The following is a 20,007-nucleotide window of genomic DNA, read 5'->3' on the forward strand; positions in this document are numbered from 1 at the left end:
CCGTTCGGTTAGAAGACGAACGCTCTTATACGATTCGACCGCGTACGATGGAACCGATGCCGGACATCGCCGTCGCCGTCGTCGGAGCGGAAACCCCCGGTAACGTCGGCACTATCGCCCGCTCTATGAAGAACTTCGGGCTCTCGGAACTGTACCTCGTCGATCCGCCCAAACTCGATCGCGAGGGTGAAGCCTACGCGTTCGCCGGTCACGCCAGAGCAGACGTGCTCCCGAACGCTACGACCGTAGAGTTTGACCACCTCGTCGAGAACTTTTACACCGTTGCCTGCACCGCGACGACCAATCAGGACGCGAGAAAGCACGTCCGCTATCCGTTTTTGAAACCCGAAGCGCTGTCGGACGAGCTCGGTGGGGTCGATGCCGATGTGTGTATCGTGTTCGGACGCGAGAGCGTCGGGCTGTCGAACGAGGAACTCGCACGATTGGACCGCGTCTGCTCTATCCCGGCGAGCGGTTCGTACCCGGTGTTGAATCTCGCACAGGCCGCGACGATCGTGCTCTACGAACTCCGCGCGCTGACCGTCGAGGAGACCCAACATCCGCCGAACGCACACGAACGCGCGGCCGAGCGCGAACTCGAAGGGCTCTATGGGGCGTTCTCGGAGTACCTGCACGACGTCGGACATCCTGACGAGAAAATCCCGAAAACGGAGCGTCTGTTCCGACGGCTGATATCCCGTGCGCATCCAACGGGCCGTGAGGCGCGGACGATGCGGGGCGTCCTGCGTCGCGGAGCGATGCGAGCGAGCGGTGAGATTCCGCGACGGGAGGATAACGACGATCGGTGAGGACGGCAGCGAACTGTTTTCACGGCGGGCGACACAGCTACCGCATGCACGTTTCGGTGAACGCCGCCACGAGCGTCGACGGAAAGCTCTCATCGCGACGGCGCGAACAGATCTCGATAAGCGGTGATGGCGACTTCGCGAGGGTCGACCGGCTCAGGGCGGAAGCCGACGCCATCGCGGTCGGCATCGGCACCGTCTCGGCCGACGATCCATCGCTCATCAGACACGACGAATCACACCGCGAGTCGGTTCGCGGTTCGGAGGCGTCCTCGCCTGCGCGCATCGTCGTCGATTCCTCCTGTCGCACGCCCCTCGACTCGGCGATCGTAGCGGGCGATCCCGATACGTGCGTATTGACGAGCGAAGCCGCGGCTGAATCACGGAGAACGGCGCTCAGAAACGCCGGAGTGACTCTCATCGTCGCGGGTGAACGGCGAGTCGATCTCCCGGAAGCGTTCGCGACTCTCGAAGACCGTGGGATCCACCGTGTGATGGTCGAAGGGGGCGGAGAACTGATATTCTCGCTGTTCGAAGCCGAACTTGTCGATGAGTTGACAGTATACGTCGGTAACACGGTCATCGGCGGTCGGGACGCGCCGACGCTCGCCGACGGTGAGGGGTTCGTTGACGGGTTCCCCGAACTCGAATTGACATCGGTCGACCGACTCGATTCGGGCGTCGTCCTCGCTTGGGACGTGCTGTAACGGCTATCGACGTTCGTTCAGTGCTGGTGGCCGGTTAGCTCCGCGTAGGTCGCACCGAAGCGGTCCTCGAACAGTTCCATGGTGAGTTCCTCGATCGAGCGATACCGCTCCGTGTCGCCGCCTTCAGCGTGGTGGACCGTCGCATGAATCCGCTGGGCGCACGAAAAGAGCGCGAGATCACCGACGATCTCGGGGTCGGTTTCGTCGTCCTCCCGCATCAACTCCAGCATCTCCGCAGGGAGTGTGACTTCGTCTTCCTCGCCGTCGCCTTCTATCCGAAGTGTGACCGTATCATCTGCCATACGACGAGTTTCGGACGCCGACGGAAGGCCCTTGCGGTGTATGGCGCGACGGCGACCGCGGCGACACGTCGATGTCGAAGCGGTTGCTCGATCAGTCGTCGTCCGCCGCGGCGGCGTCGACCGAGGCGTCCTTCGCGCGTTCGAGATCCTCGAGATAGCTATCGGCATCGATCGCGGCCTTACAGCCCATCCCGCCGGCCGTGATTGCCTGCTGGTAGTGGTGATCCACCACGTCGCCCGCGCCGAAGATACCCTCCACGGCCGTCCTGGTTTGGCCGCCCCCATCGCCGCCGACCGTCTCCATGTAGCCGGTGTCGTCCATCTCGACGCCGGTACCTTTTAGATACTCGGTGTTCGGCGTGTGGCCGATCGCCATGAACACCGCACCGACGGCCATCTCGAAGCGCTCGGTATCGGCGTCGTCGAGTTTCTCGGTCGGATGTCCGTCCGGGTGTCGCGCCAGCGTTACGCCCTCGATTCCGTCCTCCGGTGAGCCGCGTATCTCGAGTAGTTCGGTGTTCGTGAGGACCTCGATGCGACCCTCGGATTCGAGTTCGCGGATTCGGTCGATCCAGTAGTCCTCCGCCCGGAACTCCTCTCGCCGGTGGACGATATAGACGGTGTCGGCAAATTTGGTGAGAAACGCCGCTTCCTCACAGGCCGCATCGCCGCCCCCGACCACGACCATATCCTCGTCCCTGAAGAACGCTCCATCACAGGTCGCACACGTGGAGACGCCGTAGCCCATGAGTTCGTCCTCGCCCGGGACGCCCAGCGTTCGGGCCGATGCGCCAGAAGCCACGATGAGCGCGTCCGCAGTATAAATCGTCCCGTCCCGCAGTTCGACCCGGTGGGGCGTTCCCGGTTCGACGTCGGCGATGACCCCGTGGTCGATCTCGGCACCGAACCGCTCGGCCTGCGATTTCATGTTGTTTACGAGTTCCGGACCGCCGATTCCGTCCGGGAACCCCGGATAGTTAGCGACGTCGGTCGTCAGGGTCAGTTGACCGCCCGGTTCGGGGCCCTCGAGCACGAGCGGTTCGTTGTTCGATCGCGCGGCGTAGATGGCCGCGGTCAGTCCCGCGATCCCGGATCCGGCGACGATCAGTCGACGGTGTTCGGCCTCGTCAGTCATGTCTCGTGGTAGCCGGGCGGCGGGTATGTAGCTTATGTTGTTTCGACTCTTCTCCCGGTTCGGTCACGATCCGGCCAGCATGAACACCGCAAGCGCAGCGACGAGAACGAACGAGCTTCCGAGGAGAATACCGAGAACTGCGAGTTGCCCCATCGCGCGGTCGTCGTCGAGAAACGGCGCCTCGGTTTCGTTGCGGGAAAATGATGCGATCATAGATATCGGATCGGAGGGGTCGTACATCACACTCACGATCGTTTCAGCGATGGATTCACTGCGAAAGACCATTTCGAAGCGTCCGAATCGCCAGGATTCCGGTGTCTCGATCCGTCGGACACTCGATCGGCTCCGCGGTTCCTCGTTCGAACACGAGCGCGACTTCGCTAGAGGTCAGCCAGTATCCAACGATTACCGCCGCGCCCAGTCCCACTAATACCCCGCTGAACAGGAGAACGACGCCGAGCAAGTCACTGGCCCACCCGAGCGTTCGAACGATCGTCTCGAGCCCGCCAATCCCCGGCGCATCGGGTACCGTAACGAGGTCCGCCGGAGAGATCATCAAAAGGACTACGCCGACCCCCAGCGCCGCGAGCGCGTACAGTCCCCCGATAGGTACGTACCTGAGGAGCGATCGGCCACCGGATCGACGGAGAGAGATCCCCGTGACGTTCTGTCGTTGCGTCCGAACGATCGCGGGATCCCGACCGGGATGATAGCTGAGAAACGCCCGGTCGGTGAGTGTGATCCAGCCTGGGGATAACGTCGCAGTGGTGATCGGCGTCTCATCCGGCGGGAGACAGTCGGTTGGTTCCGGGTCATCTGGATCGATGTCAATCCGACGTATGATCCCGGGATTCGGGACCGAGCGCTGGCTCATCGCTCCGACCTTTTACGCCGGTCGAAAAGTAGCCTCGGTCGATTTCGCGTCCCGAAGCGGCGTCTACAACTCCTTCGAGAGGTGTGCAGCGATCTCGTGGGCTCCCTCTGCAGCGGCCAAATCCGGGCGGTCCGCTCGGGTGGTCTCAACGTCGCGCTGCAGTTCGTCGGTGAGTCTGCGTTCGATCTCCTCTGTAATCCCCGGTAGAGACGCCATTCCACCGGTCAACACGATCGGCTGATCGAGTGCGAGCTGATAGACTTTCATGTAGCTGTTCGCCAGGTCGGGGAGAAAGCTGTTTGCCACTTCGTCGACGACCTCGTCGACGTACTCGTCACAGGCGTCCATCACGCTGTGTTCGATCGTGAACTCGTGTGAGCCGCCCCCGGGCTGTTGGATCACGTCGGTGAACGGGTCGAAACCCTCGAAGTCGGCGTGTTCCTCTTTGTACTCTCGAGCCGTCGTGAGATCGATGTTCACACGGCCCTGCGTCTCCTCCTCGACGTAGTTCGCGATCCGTCGATCGACTTCGTTCCCCGTGATCGAGCCGGTCGAAAGCGGGACGAGCTGTTCGCCGCGCCGGTAGGCGCATACTTCGAGGTTCGTCGATCCCATGTTGACCGTCACGAATATATCGTCGATCGCACCGAGACCGTTCTCGAACGCGGGGAGCGCACCACAGAGGGACTCGGGATAGCTCCGGACGAGTTCCTCGCCGATGTGACTTCCTTCGACTACAGCTTCGAGATTCGCCAGTCCAGCGTCGTTGTCGATCGTCGGAATCGCGTAGACGACGGCGCTGTTCTCGGGGATGTCGTTCGATTTTAGCAGTTCGGTGAAGAACGTCGCCGCGGATCCCGCGCTCTCCTCGTCCTCCGGGAGCCCCGACCGGAGCATGAACTCGACCGTGTCGGGATACTCGGTTGCGGCTTCCTCGCCGTAGAGAATCCGCTCTTCGCCCGTGAGAACGTCCTCGTAGGTCGCGAGACAGGTGAGGGTTCGGACGGTCTCGGGTCCCTCACCGTCGGGCGAGGGGTAGACGATAACCGTTCGCGTACTGCCGAGTTTGACACCGACCGGAACGACGGTGTCGTCCGATCCCGTCGCGTCCGCGTCGGCTTGGTCGTCGGTGTCCGCTGCGTCGCCCGCCCCGTCCTCGGTATCGCTCATATACCCGACCATCGACCGACGGTATAAAATAAGCTTCCCCCGCGTCCGGCGTTCGTTCCGGCGTTAGTCGCTCCGTTTTTGGATTTCTTCGCGCAGCAGTTCCGAAACGACTTCACCGTCGGCTTTCCCTCGAAGCGCGCCCATGCACTCGCCCATGAGTCCCGAGAACGCAGCCATCCCCTCGGATTCGACCTGTGATTCGTTGCGCTCGATCACCTCGACGATCGTTCGTCGAACTTCCTCGCGGTCGACGCCGGACAACCCGGCGGCTTCGATCGCATCCGTAGCCGAGAGCGCCGGATCCTCGGCGAGTTCGGTCAACACGGGGTCGATCCCCTCGTTCGCCAACTCGCCCGCTTCGACGAGTCCGAGAACCGAGAGGAGGTCGTCCTCGGTCAGGTTCCTGACGGGAACGTCGTCGCGCCGCAACTCGGTCAACGTCGATTCAAGCGTACTCGCGGCCGTCGTCGGGTCGACGCCGCGCTCTACGGCCGCCTCGAACGTCGGCATGTGACGGCCGTACGCGACCTGGCGTGCGAGCCCCATATCGAGACCGAACTCCGCCCGGTAGCGCTCGACCTTTTCGGTCAAAAGTTCCGGCACTTCGAGATCGGACGGATCCGGCTCGACGGCCGGCACGTCCGTCTCGGGGTACATCCGTGCCGCACCGGGAAGCGGGCGGAGGTAGCGCGACGTCCCGTCGTCGTTTGCCCCTCTCGTTTCCTCGGGGACGCCGTCAATCGCAGTTTCGGCCCGGTCGACGACCGCATCGATCGATCGTCTTGCAGTGGCCTCATCGTCGGCCACGAGTGCGACTGCGTCGTCGTCACCAGCGTCGATCGCCTCCCGAAGGGCGTCGACTTCGGATCCACTGACCCCGTAGGCCGGCAGTTCGTCCGTGTGGAAGATACCGCCCGCGCCGTGGCGCTTGGCGTGATCGGAGAACTCCGTTCCCAGGCGTCGATCGGGCTGGATCTCTCGGCCAACGAGGCCGTCGAACCCGTCCAATCTGACGGCGAACACCGTTTCGGCCCCCGAGATCACGCCGCTTTCGGTCTCGCCGAAGACGTTCGTGACCTCTGTCGGTTCGGAGACCGTCGCATCGCGGGCCTGTAGTTCGTCCGCGATGTCGAGCAGTTCGACCTGTCTTCCCACTTCACCAGCGACGAGATCGTCGATGTCGTCGAGGCTCTGGACGCCCTTCATCTCGACGCGTGCCCCCTCTTCGATCGAAACGTTGACGTCCTGTCTGATGGTTCCGAGACCGCGTTTTACTCTCCCAGTCGAGCGCAGCAGCATGCCGATCCGTTCGGCCGCCTCGCGCGCCTGTCCCGGCGATCGGATGTCGGGTTTCGTCCCGATTTCGACGAGCGGAATCCCGAGGCGGTCCAACCCGTACGTCACGGCGTCGTCGCGCTGTTCGATCCGGGCCGCGGATTCCTCCTCTAGGAGCATATCGGCGATCCCGACGGCTCCGTCTTCGGTTTCGATCTCGCCGTCGGTGGCGACGAGCGTCGAGCGCTGAAACCCGGATGTGTTCGAACCGTCGACGACGATCTTTCGCATCACGTGGGCGCTGTCGACGACGCTGCAGTCCATAAGTGCCGCGATCTCCAGGGCCGTCTCCAACGCCTCACGGTCGAGTTTCCCCGGCGGTTCGTCGTCCTCTTCGACGAGACAGGTCGTATCGAACGCGAGGTACTCGAACTCCCGATCGACGCGGGACTCCTCGAGTGCCGCTTCGTCGAGTTCTCCGAGTTCGGATTTCGTCGGATGGAGGTATCTGGTGAAGCAGCGAACCGATTCGTCGGGATCGCGCCGCTCGGTTGGACAGCTACAGAAGAGTTTGCTCGCCGTATCGAGCTGTTGGTGGATCTCCAACCCGGCTACAAGCCCTAGATCCGCGTAATCGTAGGTCATTACCTGTCGGTGCGGTACGGACCGTCAAAAAAGACACCATCCAGCCGGGCGGCCCTCGATCACCGATCGGGTCGTGGTTACTAGAAGTCGCCGTGCTCTAAGGCAGCCCGAAGAACCATCCCGAGCGCGAGGTGCTGTCGTGCCGCAGCTGCGACGTTCGATCGGGCGGATTCGGCGTCTTGGAGGTTGTATTCCTTCGTCTTGACGAGTTCGCGCTGTTCGAGCACGCCCGCATCACAGAGGTCGTGAAGTCGGGGGTACACCGTGCCCGGACTGAGGATCGTATCGAACTCCTGTGCGAGATCGTCGAGCAGTTGTTTGCCGTGCGTATCGGCTGTGCGAAGCGCGACGAGCGAGAGCAGCAGTTCGTCGAGTGAGGATTTGACGTGTGTTTCGTCGAAGGAGAACGATTCGGTGCCGAAAAGCGACGATTCCACTTCGGAGACGACCTCCGATACCGCCGTTCCGGGTTCGTCGGTCTGTCCGGTCCCGTTCAGTTCCGCGCGGAGCTGTGAGACGGTGATCGATTGGCCGCTGTCTTCGGAGCCGATCTGGGTTGGTGACGTCATCTTCGTCATTACTTCTCCGAATGCGCTATACCCATATAATGGGAATTTAGCGTTTTCAGGCTCGGAACAAGGGCCACTAAATTTATATATAATGACCATTATTCGGAGACAATCTCACAAACAAGACTGTCTTGATACCGTGAACGTACCGCGGTAGAGTCGTTCAGTCGTCGCCGAGGATGACGCGTTCGGTCATCGCACGGGGATCGAGGACTTCGTCAGCCTCGGTTTCGGTGAGGTAGCCGCCTTCGATCGCGACCTCTCGGACCGTCTTGCCCTCGGCGAGCGCCTGTTTCGCCACCTTGGAGGCTTTGTCGTAGCCGATAGCCGGATTGAGCGCCGTCGCGAGCGCCATCGACTGATCAACCTGTTTTTTACAGTGGTCGACGTTCGCTTCGAGTTTGCCGACGAACCGTTCGCCGAACGTCTCCGCGCTGTTGGCGATGAGATTGGCGCTTTCGAGGAAGTTGTGGGCGAGGACCGGTTTATACAGGTTCAGATCGATTTCACCGCGGGCGGCACCACCCGCAACCGCCGCGTCGTTTCCGATCACCTGTTTGTGAACTTGGTTGACCGACTCGGCGACCACGGGATTGATTTTGCCGGGCATGATCGAACTCCCGGGTTGATTTTCGGGCTGTTCGATCTCGCCGAGGCCGTTTCGCGGCCCCGAAGCCAACAGTCGGAGATCGTTCGCGATCTTGTTCATCGAACCGGCGACCGTTCGGAGGGCACCGTGGCCCTCGCTCATCGCGTCGTGTGCGGCCTGCGCTTCGAAGTGGTTATCGGCCTCTTTGAAGGCGAGACCGGTCTCATCGGCGATGTTCTCAGAAGCGAGTTCGGGGAACTCTGGGTGGGTGTTGAGTCCGGTTCCGACTGCCGTGCCGCCGAGCGCGAGTTCGCCGAGTCGCTCACGGGTCGCTTCGAGGCGATCGATCCCCTTTTCGATTTGGGTCCGGTAGCCGCCGAACTCCTGACCGAGACGGACTGGTGTGGCGTCTTGGAGGTGAGTTCTCCCCGTTTTCACCACGTCGTCGAACTCTCCCTCTTTGGCGCCCAACTCCGATGCGAGTACTTCCAGCGCGGGGATGACGTCCTTCTCGACGGCTTCGAGTGCGGCGACGTGCATCGCCGTCGGGATCACGTCATTGCTCGATTGACCGTAGTTGACGTGGTCGTTGGGATGGATCTCGCGGGTTCCGATCTCACCGCCGTAGATCTCCGTCGCGCGGTTCGCGATCACCTCGTTGGCGTTCATGTTCGAGGACGTACCGGACCCAGTCTGGAAGACGTCGACCGGGAACTGATCGTCGAGTTCGCCGTCGATGACCTCGCTGGCCGCTTCGGCGATAGCCTCGGCTTTGTCCTCTTCGAGCACCCCGAGTTCGAGGTTCGCTTCGGCTGCCGCCTTCTTTACGATACCGAGTGCACGAATGAAACGCCGTCCGAGGGTGATTCCCGAAATCGGGAAGTTCTCGACCGCCCGTTGGGTCTGTGCGCCCCAGTAAGCGCCCGCCGGAACGTTCATTTCGCCTAGACTATCGCGTTCGATCCGGTAATCCGCGTCGTCGTCCGTCATGGGTGCACCCTCACACGCGGATACGTAAAGGGCATCGAAACTTCGCTCGTAGAACCGATCTTCTCACTCGGTAAGATTCAACATCGGCTGTTATGGGCGACGGTAGTGTTCTGTATCCCGATGCCCGAAGAAGAACTCTTCAAAACCGAAGGACAGCACACGAGAGCCGAGATCGCAACGATGCTGAGTGCCGCCGCAGAGGAGATCGAATCCGGAACCGTCGAACTCGAGGATGCGGGCGAGACGGAGCGGGTGAGTATTCCGGACCAGCCGCTCTTTGAGGTCGAACTCGAACGGCTTACCGACTCGGAAACCGGCGAGATGCGGTACGAGCTCGAATACGAGATCAGGTGGACTGAAGCAAGCGACGAAACAGAGGCCGATGGCAGTCGGTAGTCGCACTCAGTATCGCGTTGCCGCCCGTTAGGCGTCCGGTATCCGGGTCGTAAGCTCCAGTGCGTGAATGTCCGTCGTCATTGCGTCACCCAGCGCGTCGTACACCAGTTGGTGTTGCTCGACGAGCGAGAGCCCGTCGAAGGCAGGCGAAATAACCGTCGCGCGCAGGTGGTCGTCGTCGTGATCGCCGCGGGCGCGCTCGACGGTCGCTTCGCACGATTCGAGCGCCCCTTGGATACGGGCTTCGACTTCCTCGGGAGTCATACACGGCGTTCAGGTCGCCGGAACCAAAAACCCGCCGGGAAGCGCCGAACGACATCGGTCATTAACTCCAGCGATCGAGCCCGGTCTGTGCGAGCGAATCCTCGATCCGTTCGAAGCCCCTCGAAACCTCGTCGGCCGGTATCTCCCACTGCTCTGTGACGTACTGACGTGCGGCCCCAATATCGGGGTCGATGTGGGTGTCGTATTCGTAGTCGTCAGTAACTGTCGGATTCAAAAACATCGCTCGGATCCGGTCGGCATGTGGTATCGATTCATTACGGGCTTCGAGAGCCCCCGACAGATCGCCGTGTTCGCGGATCAGTTTCACCGCGGTCTTTGGTCCAATGCCCGGAATGCCCTCGTTGAAATCCGTTCCCATCAGGATGGCGGCGTCGACGAGCCCTTCCCACGTCAGATCGAGCGATTCGAGCGTCCGTTCGAAATCCATGCACTCGGGGTCGCCGCTGCTCGTTAACCCCCGAAGCGTGTACGGCGCGCCCAAAAGAAGCGTGTCGTAGTCCTCCGAACCGGCGTACTCGACATCACCGTATCGAGCCATGTAAGCCGCCTGTGCCTCTCCCTCAGCCGGCGCCTCCACGATCGGCACGTCGAGCAGGTCGAGCAGCTCCCGAGTCGTCTCCTGGATCGTCTTCGTGAGGCGCTGCGTTCGCGATTCGAGCGTCGATATTTCGGCGGCGTCCGCTCCACCGGATCGTGCGGCTTCGAGTTCCTTCTCGTACCGCTCTCGCTGTTCGCGCCGGCTCTCGACTTCGTCGGTCTTCAGGTCCGCGACGCCGCCGTCGAAGACGAATATGGGCGTCACGTCCGCCTCGAAGAACTTCGGAAGACCCTGAACGACGCCGATGAGGTTTGCGACTTCGACACCGGCGGCGGTCGTGTAGACCGAACTCGACGTGAACCGGACAGTCGTCGTCAGGTACCGGTACAGCCAGTTGTGAGCGTCGATCGCCACGATCGAACCGCCGAGTTCGGCCAACGGTTTCGGTTCGATGAGCGCCAGCTGTCTGAGATCCGCATTACCCATTGCCCGGCGTTGGGGCCGCCGGGGTTTGAATCCGCCGGACCGGACACGCGGTGGGGGGGCGGACAGTCCGGTGGTCGGTTCGATCCGTTTCGAGCGGCGAAACGCCGCCCGAATTACACCAAAGTGAGGTATGCATCTATGTGGTAGGTGGTCTATGTTCGCGCAGTCCCTCGATCGGAACCGATGGTCGGACACGCCGTCAGCGCCCGATTTTCCGGTCTAACCGGCAGCCCGCGGCGTCGGTACGGTATGAGGTCCGCTCAGGACACGGTAACGAACGCCAGAGAACGACACACCGACAACACTAGCGTGATTCACGTGACTCGTTCAGTACAGAGACCACCGCAGACACAACAACGGAGCGCCGATCGCTGATGATCGGTGTCCCACGTCGAGCGTTTTTCGCGACGCTACTGGTGACCTCCGGGATCGCTTTCGCCATCGGCGGATTGACCTTGTGGTTCGTACTGGTCCGTCCCCAAACGACGGAACTAAACCAAGTCGTGTTGGGTATCATCGTCCACGTGCTGTTCGGATACATCGTCGCGATGGCCGGCATTAGCCTCGCCAGTACTGATCTCCCGCTAACCCAGTACGTCATCGCCACCAAGTGGTGTTTCGGCGGCGCGACGTTCATGAGTGTACTGGCCATTTGGCGGTCGATTCCCGAGGTCCGATCGGGGGCCGCCCCACTTGGCGTCCTGAACGAACTCATCATCATCGGCTCCGTCGGCGCGGCGGCGGGAGTGCTCGTCGGGATGAACAGGGGTCAAGCGGTCCGAAATCGGGAACTGATCGCGGAGAAGGAAGACCGAGAGGAGACGCTCGTGTTCTTATTGCGCCTGCTGGAACACGATATCGGAAACCATCTCTTGGCCATCTCGAACCACGCTCGCGCGATCAGACCGTCGACCTTCGATCCGTCCCCGACGCCCTCGGAGGCGATCGAAGAGCGAGCGGCAAACATCGACCGACTACTCGAGACGGCGAACGTCGTCCTCGAATCCGAGACCGGAGACGCCGACTTCGACCGCGTCGATCTCTCGTCGGTCCTCCGCGACCAGATCGCCGTCGTCAGCGCCGACGCACCTGACGTGGAGATGTGCGTAGAGCTCGACGATCGCCTGTACATCGAATCGGATCGGTTCGTCGGCGATGTCTTCAGAAATTTACTCGAGAACGCCGTCGTTCACAACCCCGCGGACGATCTGGAGATATCCGTCGTCGGGACGGTCGTTGACGAGGCAGTAGAGATCGAAATCGCCGACAATGGGCGCGGAATCCCGGATGGCGTTCGAGACGGCCTCTTCGATCCCGGTGTCCGGGGCAACGCGAGTTCCGGAGACGGCATCGGCCTGTATCTCGTCCGGAAACTCGTCAAAAGCTACGGCGGCAGTGTCTCGGTGTCCGAACGCTCGTCCGGCGGAACGCGGTTTCGATTAGGGTTTCCCCACGCACCTGACGAAGGCCGCGCCTCGTGACCACTGTTCGAAACGTTACAACGCGTTGGAGACGTCCGGGAACAGCGAGTCGAGGTCCGGATCGGGGTCAATTCGTTCGAACGACCGGCCATCCTTCGAGACCACGTCGGCCGCCTCCAGATGCTCGAGGTGAGCGAAGGCTTCACCCGGTCCGTGGAGGATGTGGATCGACGAGAGCGAGCCGAACAGTTCGGCACTGACTTCCCACGGCGTTGCTGGCCCGGATTCGAGCACGGACAGCACCCGTTCGGTCCGTTCGCGGTGATGGATGACGATATCCGCCGCCCGCCCGCTCGGATCGATGATCGGCCCCCGGTGGCCGGGCCACGCGCGCGTGTACCCGCGATCGATGATCGCTACGAGCGTCTCGAGATACGCTTCGAGCGAGCCCTCGACACGCGTGTCGGCGCCACCGACGTTCGGCGTATAGTACGGTAACAGCGCGTCACCGCTGAACACCTCCTCGCCGTCTCGGCCGTCGAAAGCATACCCCACGAGTCCGGCCGCGTGCCCGGGCATGTGAACCGCTTCGAGTACGGTCGAGCCGAGATCAACCGTCCGCCCTTCGGTAAGCGCAGTCACATCGGGAGCCTCTCCACGGATATCGGTCGTCGAATCCAGAAACGAGAGCAGTTCTTCCTGCTTTCGATCTGGCATCCCCCACTCGTCAATAACCCGCCGCATGCGGTCGGACTCTTCGGCGACCGCGTCGGGATGGTGGGCGATCAAGGGTGCGTCCGCCTCGTGGGCGAAGACCCGACACCCGCTTTCGGCCTGTATCTCGCCGGCTAACCCCGCATGATCCGCGTGGTGGTGCGTCAGAAGTATCCGTTCGATGTCCGCAAATGTCAATCCATACTGATCGAGTCCATCGCGTAGTTCACGGCGCGTCTCTTCGATGGAGACGCCGGTATCGATGAGCGTCGTCGTAGCATCGGGTTCCAATCCGAGCACGTAACTGCTGTTTTTCCCCTCGAACGCCGTGTTTCCGAGCGATAGGACACCGAGTTCGAATTCGAGGCCCGGATCGCTCACGCCTCGACCCCCCGGTGACGGAGCGTTTTAACCGACCCGCCGGATATGTCGACGGGGGTCTCACAAGCGACAGCGGGGTAGAGGGTTGAGCGAGTGTCTGCAGTATTCATGCGTATACCCAAAGGGGGCACGCCGACGAAACAAAACTTTTCGCGTGCCGGTGGACCGACCGATTTCACGGTCGCGTTGTGACTCCTGGTCACGAGCTACCCTCGATCAATCGCTCGGCTGCCCGCATTATCGTCCCACCAGCGCGAAAGAGACGGTGCCTCTCGACGCGAGGGGCAATTAGCTCTCCTTCCTGTACGCCCGGACTATCGACCCGCCGTACGCCGCAGTTAGCCGATCCGGGTGGCTACGCCTTTCGTTTGCCGGTAGTCGCTATTTAAAAGCTCGTCGAGCCGATCGATGAGTGCCGTCTCGTCTCCGGGTTCCCACGCTGTTGGTTCCCGGACGGGGACGACGAGAAAGCCGCGTCCTCTGATCTCCGAGGCGTGCAGTTCGGTCGAATCGGCGGGAAACGATCGGGCCTGTGTAGTGAACTCGGTAAGCACGTACGAGAGTGCCTCGTCGCCGACCGGAAGGAGGATGTGAGCGTTCAACGCACGGATTTCGGCGTCGATGTACCGTTCGAGATCCTCGGGATCCCCGGGAGACATTCGGAGATACGAGAGATAACAGTTATTCAGTTCCGGTGTATCGCTGTACGGTTCGGCGGCGAAGCCGACGGCGTGTAGGACGGATTGAAGCCGTTCACCGGCGAGCGACCGGGTGAACGGAACGGCGGTTTCCCTCCCGCCGTGGGTGCCAGCGTCGAAACCGATGACGTGAAAATCAGCGTTTGCGTCCCCGTAGCCGTACACTGCCGGTTCTCCGGGGGCGCGCATGCCGAACGGGTTCGAAACGCGATCCGTTACTCGCTCCACACCATCCGGTAGGCGTGGGGGTAATAAAAACAGCGCGAATCTCAGACGGCGTTATTCGACGGCGACGGCGCCGTACATCCCCTGAGCTCGGTGGGGGACGCAAACGTACAGTGCGGCACCTTCCTCCTCGAACGTCTGCTCGAAGGTGAACCCTTCCTCGTCGGTTCGCTCGCTCTCGAAGTCGAAGTCGGTGTCGCCTTCGGAGACGACATTGTGGCCGCCGCCTTCGCCAGTCCACTCCCAGACGACCGTCGTACCGACGTCGACCGTGATGCCCGCCGGGGAGAACGCGAACCCGTCGCCGGCACCGACGTCGACCGTGACCTCGTCTTCACCGGTCATGTCCTCCATGCCCTCATAGGTGTTGGCGTCGTTTTCGCTGAGGAACGCGTCAGCGCGGCCCGAGGGGCCGTCGCCACCGCCGTTGCCACCGCCGTTGCCGTTGCCGTTGCCGTTACCGTTACCGTTGCCGTTACCGTTGCCGCCACCGTTACCAGAACATCCCGCGAGGGCACCGGTCGCCGCGGCAGCAGCTGTACCGAGTACGAATCGACGTCGGCTGAACTCTTTCATATACAGGCCGAAAGTATGTGCTGGTGATACATAAACACCCGTTGAGTCATGTCAACGACTCTCTTTGAATTCCGCTGAATAAACGTTAGAAACCTCCTAACTACGAAAAATTATCATATAGTCTTTTTGTTATGCAGTTCCTTCTTCGACTGTCAAATGGCGATGATAAGATGCGGTCGGACGTCGAGAAGCGATTCGTGTAATGGATCATACAAAACCTTCGCGAAGCGATCCCGTTCCAGTTGGAGGAAGGTGCACCAGCCGCGATTTGAACCGCAACCAGACGTGCTCGCACACTTCGTTCGCCGCGCGCGACCGGGAGAGGTATAAATCGACGACGAGGCGTATAGACGCCACTCAGGTTCGTTCGAGTCGGTATGCGCCGGCCTGGATTGTGAACCACGGTCGCTCGCTACGCTTGCTCTCTGATTCAAATCCCTCTCGGCGATTTCACTCACTTCGTTCGAGTCGGTATGCGCCGGCCGGGATTTGAACCCGGGCCATGAGCTTGGAAGGCTCAGGTCCTACCACTAGACCACCGGCGCTCGTACACTCGCTTCGGGGCCGGCCGATCCGACGGATCGACACAGCGCCGTTGCGCAATAGGCCGTACCACCACGCCGTATAAGGGTCTTTTCGTTCCTCGCGGTGTATGATAAAACTGTACTTCCGGCGTCTGGCGAACATTTAAATAAGACATCTATGTGGACCCGACGACAGCGTAGCAGTTCCCGCTCGAAACGAACGAGTCGATGACGTCGAGATCGCTCGCGTCGAGGTCGGCGTCGAACTCCGCGGGCGCGTAAATGTGATAGAATCGTGGGACGGTCTCCCCGTCGGGCAAGGTCCAATCGACCTCGGTATCGAAGCCCAGATCCGCGTTGGGTTCCGTCTCGAAGCGGCGGTGTGCGGTGCTCCAGGCGCTGACGAGCGCGGCGCCGTCGGGGGCCAACACGCGCGCGAGTTCGGTCAGACTCCGCCGTCGGAGTCGCTGATTCGGAAGGTGATGAAGCGTCGCGACGTAGATCGCAATTCCGACCGTACCGTCCGCGATCGGCAGGGAAGCTGCGTCGCCTTCGACGAAGATCGCATGTGGAGCCCTTTCGCGGGCGATCGAGAGTAGCTCTCGGCTCGCATCGAGACCGATGACTCGGTCGGCGTGGTCGGCGAGTAGTTCGGTGTGGCGGCCGTTGCCACAGCCGATATCGAGGCCGATTGCCGCGTGACGGCCGGTACAGAAGGATTCGACCTCCGGCCAGGGGTACTCCCGCGTCGTCGCGAAGTGGGCGGCGATCCGATCGTATGTGGCGCGCACGTCCGACCGATCGTTCATGCCAGCCGTTTCGGAGCCACTGACAAGAGGGCGACGATACGTACCGGGAGCAGTCGAATCGTCGCATACCGGGTAACCACGCGTCATCATGGTGACCTCGTCGGACGGGACGGCGAGACTTCGTCGACTGGTGCGACGCTCCCTATCAGGCCAAAAGCGCCAGCACGACGTACGTAATAGAGAGCATGATCGCCGCGTGTTTCAACCCGTCCTCGATCGCGCCACTGCCCATCACGCCCGCAACGAGGCCCGAAAGGCCCGATTGGATCAACGCGGTGTGGAAAAACGCGAGACGGTAGGCGTCTCGATCGGTGCCGCCAAAGCCGGCGATCGGCATCGCACTCGCGCCTTCCCCGAGAGCACTCATGTCGGGGAGACTCGGTATCAGGACGAACTCCAGTGCCGCGATAACGACGAGAAAAACGAGAAACGAGACGTAGACGACGACGAGGTACGTGAACATCTCCTGCGCTCGCTGACGGCGGAGTTGGAGGTCGGAGCGAGCCTGCTCTGCGGCGATACGGAGGACCGGCCCGATCTCGTTCGATGCGTGCATCGCGTTCGTGATGAGCGTGACGACGCGGGTGATCGACGGAGTCCGGACGCGCGATTCGAAGCGCAACAGCGCGCGTTCGGCCGTCGCACCCCACCGTACGTCGCGCCAGATCCGATCGACTTCCGCGTCGAGCGCTCCGATATCGCTGCGTCGGACGCGGTCCAACGAGGAGACGATCGAAGTACCGGATTCGTTGAGGCTTGCCAGACGCTCCAACAGATCGGGAAGGGCAGCTTCAAGTCGTCGGAGGCGCCGCTTGCTGTATTCGTACACGATAGCGAACGTACCGATAAGCGCGATGGCCGCCTGAACGAGCAGGTCGTCGAGCATTCTACCGTCGATCGTTCCGTCGACGACCACCGCGGGGAGACGAATCGCAGTCGCGATGAGGACGATCGGAATCGTCACGTACAACACGAGATGCGGCCGAGCAACCAGCGACTCAAGCGGAGAGCCGAGCGTCTCGCGAACGGAGCGGAGCCGTCGGTATGAGTTCAACCGACCGTGGTTTATCTGTGATTCGGAGCGAGTGTAGCCGCCGTCGGTTTCGATCGTGCGAACGTGAGACGATCCGGACCCGGTGTCGACTCGATTTCGAGGATCTCCCGAGGTACGGAGCGGTCGAGTAACATCGAGGAGGTACGCGAGAAAGAGTACGTTCGCCGCTGGAATGACGACGTAGGTGAGAACGCGGATAATTCTTAGCGTATCGCCGGCTGTAAGCCCGATTATCAACAGAATCGTGACGAGAAACAGCATTCCGGCAACGATGACGGTCACGTAGACCTCGGCCGTCGTCGCGAGAACGTTGAGGATCTCCGCCTGTTGGTCCTCGGCTTCCTCGCGGTGTCGCTCGTACTGTTTGCGGAGGAATTCCGAGACGTTGCCGCCGCTTTGTAACACACTCGAGAGGTTCTCGGTGAACGTCCCGAACTGTTCGGAGGGCGTGTCCTCCGAGAGATTCTGGACGGCCGTGACGAGGTCGACGTTGAACAGGTCGATGTTTCGGACGGCGACTGTCACTTCCGACGCGCTCTCGCCGAACACACGTTCGTTGGCCGAAATCGTCCGAAGGACGCCCGGAAACGACATCCCACCGCGAGTGAGCGCGTACGTAAACGCGATCATTCGGGGCAGTCCGGCTTCGATCCGGCGCCGGCGAGCGTCGGCGCGAATCGACGGGATTCGCCATCGGAGCGCCCGCGCCGCGCTCCCTGCTACACCTCCGGCGAGTGCGGCGAACGCCAGTATCAACGCGATTTCTCGCCCCTCGAGTGCGGCCGTATCGGGTCGACCACCCAGCCCCGAGAGCAGATCGCCGCCCACTCGGAGGGTCGGTTCGATACTGACGATGGCCGTCCCGACGTAGATGCCGACGATCGAACCGCAAATGCCGACCGCCCACGCGTACAGGGACGTCGTCGCCGCGTACTCTCTGTATGGGGTTCCGATAGAGGCCGATCTGAGTTGGCGCCCTCGCCCGATATCGTCTGACGTGCGGTCGCCGAACGCGGCGAACGCCACTCGTGCGAACCACGCGCCGACCCGCTCGTTGAACGCCGCCGCGACGAGCACTGATAGAACGACGAGAACGAGCGCGAGCGGGAGCAATCGGAGCATTCACTCGCCTCGAGTATCGGTTCCGCCGGATGTTATCTCGTTGCCCTGCGACTGCTCCGAAGGTGGGGCAGGGTGAGCATCCTCGATCCGCTCCATCACCTCGTCGGGGGCGGCGTAGTATCTGTTTACCATCGCGGTAAACTGCTGGTACTGGGATATGTCCCGATCCTGAAGGAATTCGAGGAACTGCCGCCGTCGTCTGAGTTCCCGGAGGAGTTCGGACTTCGACCAACCGCGCTCGGCTCTGATCTCCTGAGTGAGGGTTTCGGTTCCTTCCTCGAAACGGTCCGCCGACGAGTCCCATCGATACGCATCCGTGTAGTCGAGCTCGCCGGTCCGCTGGTCGATCCCCTCGATCTCGGCGATCGTTTCCGCGCGCCGGATGCGCTCGTTGCCGAACCGAGCGAGCGTCTGGACACAGAGGATATCGAGCGACTGGACCATCGGACGCGGAACGTTGATCGGCTCGTTTTCGAGTCGGTTGATGACCGTCTGGACGGAGTCGGCGTGCATCGTCGACAGGGTCGTATGGCCCGTGTTCATGGCCTGAAACAGCGTCATCGCTTCCTCCCCACGGACCTCCCCGACGATGATGTACTCGGGACGATGGCGCAGCGCCGATCGAAGGAGGTCGTACATCGTCACGTTGGCGGCTTCGTTCAGTCGCTCCCGAGTCACACAGGACAACCAGTTGTCGTGGTGCAGCGACAGTTCGCGGGTATCCTCGATGGTGATCAGTTTCGATCGCGGCGGAATGAACATCGAGATGGCGTTCATCGAGGTCGTCTTCCCCGACGCCGTCCCGCCGGCGAAAACGATGTTCTTGTTGTGCTCGATCGCGAGCCACAGATACGCCATCTGATCGAGCGAGTAGGTCCCGACGTCGAGCAAGTCGATCGGCGTGAACGGTTCGTCGCTGTATTTCCGAACGGTAAAGGCCGACCCATGTGGTGTCACCTCCTCGCCGAGCGCCAATTCGGCGCGGGAGCCGTCCCGGAGCGTCGTCTCGACGATCGGGTTGCCGACCGAGATGTGCCTTCTGGCCTGCTGGGCCATTCGAACGATGTAGTTGTCGAGTTCGGTTCGCTCGAACGAGATGTTCGTCTCGATGTCTTGGTACGTCTCGTGGTAGGCGTACAGCGGGATCCCGTAGCCATCACACGAGATGTCTTCGATGTGCGGATCGTACATCAGCGGGTCAAGCCTACCGAACCCCTGAAACTCCCTGTGTAGGTAGTAGTACAGCCGGTAGAAGCCCGCCGGATCGACGTCGACGCCGTATCGTCCGAGTCGGTCTCGAAGTTCGGCTTTGAGCACTTCGTGGGACTCACCCGCCCGGGGCGTGTACAGGAGCGATTCCCGAACGTCGTCGTACAGCGTCTCCAAGAGGTCGCGCTCGAATCGATCGAGTTCGGGTTCGACGACGCGATAGAGATACTGGTTCGCCTCGTCGTCGTGGATGATGACGGCGTAAGAAAACGGCGCGTTTAGCCAGTACCGTTCGATCTCGCGACCGTCGAACGAGCGGTCGTCCACGATCCGTCCGTGATCGATCGGCCGATACGGCGTGTCAGGGACCGTCGAACCGCGGAGCGACTCGAGGGAGCGAACGAGTCGCTCTCGAATCGACCGAGTGTCACTGTCGCGTCCGGGATCCGACGATTCCTGTCCGTTCATCGGCTGGGTCACCGGACCGTATGCGAGCCGACGAAATAA

At 61.7% G+C, this 20,007-nt stretch carries 20 protein-coding genes and 1 tRNA gene; 4 read left to right on the plus strand and 17 right to left on the minus strand.

Annotated elements, in window-relative coordinates; translation table 11 throughout:
• Window positions 1-56 precede the first annotated feature (56 nt).
• A complete protein-coding gene (locus R6U53_RS00705; protein WP_410320493.1) occupies window positions 57-809 on the plus strand; it encodes an RNA methyltransferase in 753 nt (250 codons plus the stop codon).
• A gap of 44 nt (window positions 810-853) precedes the next feature.
• On the plus strand, window positions 854-1,513 hold the full coding sequence (locus R6U53_RS00710) for a 2,5-diamino-6-(ribosylamino)-4(3H)-pyrimidinone 5'-phosphate reductase (protein WP_410320459.1): 660 nt from the start codon (window positions 854-856) through the stop codon (window positions 1,511-1,513).
• Between the two features lie 17 nt (window positions 1,514-1,530).
• Here R6U53_RS00710 and R6U53_RS00715 read toward each other — a convergent pair whose 3' ends face one another.
• The 8 genes from R6U53_RS00715 to R6U53_RS00750 all read right to left on the minus strand — a co-directional run bounded on the left by R6U53_RS00715 (window position 1,531) and on the right by R6U53_RS00750 (window position 9,062).
• Entirely contained in the window at window positions 1,531-1,815 is a 285-nt protein-coding gene (locus R6U53_RS00715) for a hypothetical protein (protein ID WP_410320460.1), read from the minus strand.
• Window positions 1,816-1,906: 91 nt separating this feature from the next.
• Entirely contained in the window at window positions 1,907-2,950 is a 1,044-nt protein-coding gene (locus R6U53_RS00720) for an NAD(P)/FAD-dependent oxidoreductase (RefSeq protein WP_410320461.1), read from the minus strand.
• Between the two features lie 63 nt (window positions 2,951-3,013).
• Window positions 3,014-3,163 carry a hypothetical protein gene (locus R6U53_RS00725; protein ID WP_410320462.1) on the minus strand — a complete coding sequence of 50 codons (150 nt, stop codon included), beginning with the start codon at window positions 3,161-3,163 and terminating at the stop codon, window positions 3,014-3,016.
• A 55-nt stretch (window positions 3,164-3,218) separates the two neighbouring features.
• Window positions 3,219-3,824 carry a hypothetical protein gene (locus tag R6U53_RS00730; RefSeq protein WP_410320463.1) on the minus strand — a complete coding sequence of 202 codons (606 nt, stop codon included), beginning with the start codon at window positions 3,822-3,824 and terminating at the stop codon, window positions 3,219-3,221.
• A 63-nt stretch (window positions 3,825-3,887) separates the two neighbouring features.
• Window positions 3,888-4,994 carry a hypothetical protein gene (locus tag R6U53_RS00735; protein WP_410320464.1) on the minus strand — a complete coding sequence of 369 codons (1,107 nt, stop codon included), beginning with the start codon at window positions 4,992-4,994 and terminating at the stop codon, window positions 3,888-3,890.
• Between the two features lie 63 nt (window positions 4,995-5,057).
• Complete coding sequence (gene gatE / locus R6U53_RS00740) at window positions 5,058-6,914, minus strand: Glu-tRNA(Gln) amidotransferase subunit GatE (RefSeq protein ID WP_410320465.1); 1,857 nt, start codon at window positions 6,912-6,914, stop codon at window positions 5,058-5,060.
• 80 nt (window positions 6,915-6,994) lie between these two features.
• Window positions 6,995-7,492, minus strand: coding sequence for a helix-turn-helix transcriptional regulator (locus tag R6U53_RS00745; protein WP_410320466.1), 498 nt, complete (start codon window positions 7,490-7,492; stop codon window positions 6,995-6,997).
• A gap of 154 nt (window positions 7,493-7,646) precedes the next feature.
• Window positions 7,647-9,062 (minus strand): class II fumarate hydratase, encoded by a 1,416-nt coding sequence (locus R6U53_RS00750; RefSeq protein WP_410320467.1) that lies wholly within the window; start codon window positions 9,060-9,062, stop codon window positions 7,647-7,649.
• Between the two features lie 120 nt (window positions 9,063-9,182).
• On the opposite strand from R6U53_RS00750, the gene R6U53_RS00755 reads away from it, so the two are divergent.
• A complete protein-coding gene (locus R6U53_RS00755) occupies window positions 9,183-9,458 on the plus strand; it encodes an amphi-Trp domain-containing protein (protein WP_410320468.1) in 276 nt (91 codons plus the stop codon).
• Between the two features lie 27 nt (window positions 9,459-9,485).
• Here R6U53_RS00755 and R6U53_RS00760 read toward each other — a convergent pair whose 3' ends face one another.
• Together R6U53_RS00760 and fen are read right to left on the minus strand one after the other, a co-directional pair.
• On the minus strand, window positions 9,486-9,722 hold the full coding sequence (locus tag R6U53_RS00760; protein WP_410320469.1) for a BolA/IbaG family iron-sulfur metabolism protein: 237 nt from the start codon (window positions 9,720-9,722) through the stop codon (window positions 9,486-9,488).
• A 61-nt stretch (window positions 9,723-9,783) separates the two neighbouring features.
• A complete protein-coding gene (gene fen, locus R6U53_RS00765) occupies window positions 9,784-10,767 on the minus strand; it encodes a flap endonuclease-1 (RefSeq protein ID WP_410320470.1) in 984 nt (327 codons plus the stop codon).
• 374 nt (window positions 10,768-11,141) lie between these two features.
• Here fen and R6U53_RS00770 point away from each other — a divergent pair, with 374 nt between their 5' ends.
• On the plus strand, window positions 11,142-12,248 hold the full coding sequence (locus tag R6U53_RS00770) for a sensor histidine kinase (protein WP_410320471.1): 1,107 nt from the start codon (window positions 11,142-11,144) through the stop codon (window positions 12,246-12,248).
• 15 nt (window positions 12,249-12,263) lie between these two features.
• On the opposite strand, the gene R6U53_RS00775 is transcribed toward R6U53_RS00770, so the two are convergent.
• The 7 genes from R6U53_RS00775 to R6U53_RS00805 all read right to left on the minus strand — a co-directional run bounded on the left by R6U53_RS00775 (window position 12,264) and on the right by R6U53_RS00805 (window position 19,968).
• Window positions 12,264-13,283 (minus strand): MBL fold metallo-hydrolase, encoded by a 1,020-nt coding sequence (locus R6U53_RS00775; RefSeq protein ID WP_410320472.1) that lies wholly within the window; start codon window positions 13,281-13,283, stop codon window positions 12,264-12,266.
• 338 nt (window positions 13,284-13,621) lie between these two features.
• Window positions 13,622-14,209, minus strand: a complete 588-nt coding sequence (locus tag R6U53_RS00780; RefSeq protein WP_410320473.1) for a uracil-DNA glycosylase family protein — start codon at window positions 14,207-14,209, stop codon at window positions 13,622-13,624.
• A 51-nt stretch (window positions 14,210-14,260) separates the two neighbouring features.
• A complete protein-coding gene (locus R6U53_RS00785) occupies window positions 14,261-14,782 on the minus strand; it encodes a halocyanin domain-containing protein (protein WP_410320474.1) in 522 nt (173 codons plus the stop codon).
• Window positions 14,783-15,256: 474 nt separating this feature from the next.
• A tRNA-Gly gene (locus R6U53_RS00790) sits at window positions 15,257-15,327 on the minus strand.
• 155 nt (window positions 15,328-15,482) lie between these two features.
• The gene (locus R6U53_RS00795; protein ID WP_410320475.1) at window positions 15,483-16,115 is read right to left on the minus strand and encodes a class I SAM-dependent methyltransferase; all 633 of its coding nucleotides are present in this window, start codon (window positions 16,113-16,115) and stop codon (window positions 15,483-15,485) included.
• 145 nt (window positions 16,116-16,260) lie between these two features.
• Window positions 16,261-18,291: a type II secretion system F family protein gene (locus R6U53_RS00800; protein WP_410320476.1), complete on the minus strand. Its 2,031-nt coding sequence runs from the start codon at window positions 18,289-18,291 to the stop codon at window positions 16,261-16,263.
• Window positions 18,292-19,968 carry a type II/IV secretion system ATPase subunit gene (locus R6U53_RS00805; protein WP_410320494.1) on the minus strand — a complete coding sequence of 559 codons (1,677 nt, stop codon included), beginning with the start codon at window positions 19,966-19,968 and terminating at the stop codon, window positions 18,292-18,294.
• Between the last annotated feature and the right edge of the window lie 39 nt (window positions 19,969-20,007).

This window comes from Natronomonas sp., from assembly GCF_046483325.1.
GTDB lineage: Archaea > Halobacteriota > Halobacteria > Halobacteriales > Haloarculaceae > Natronomonas.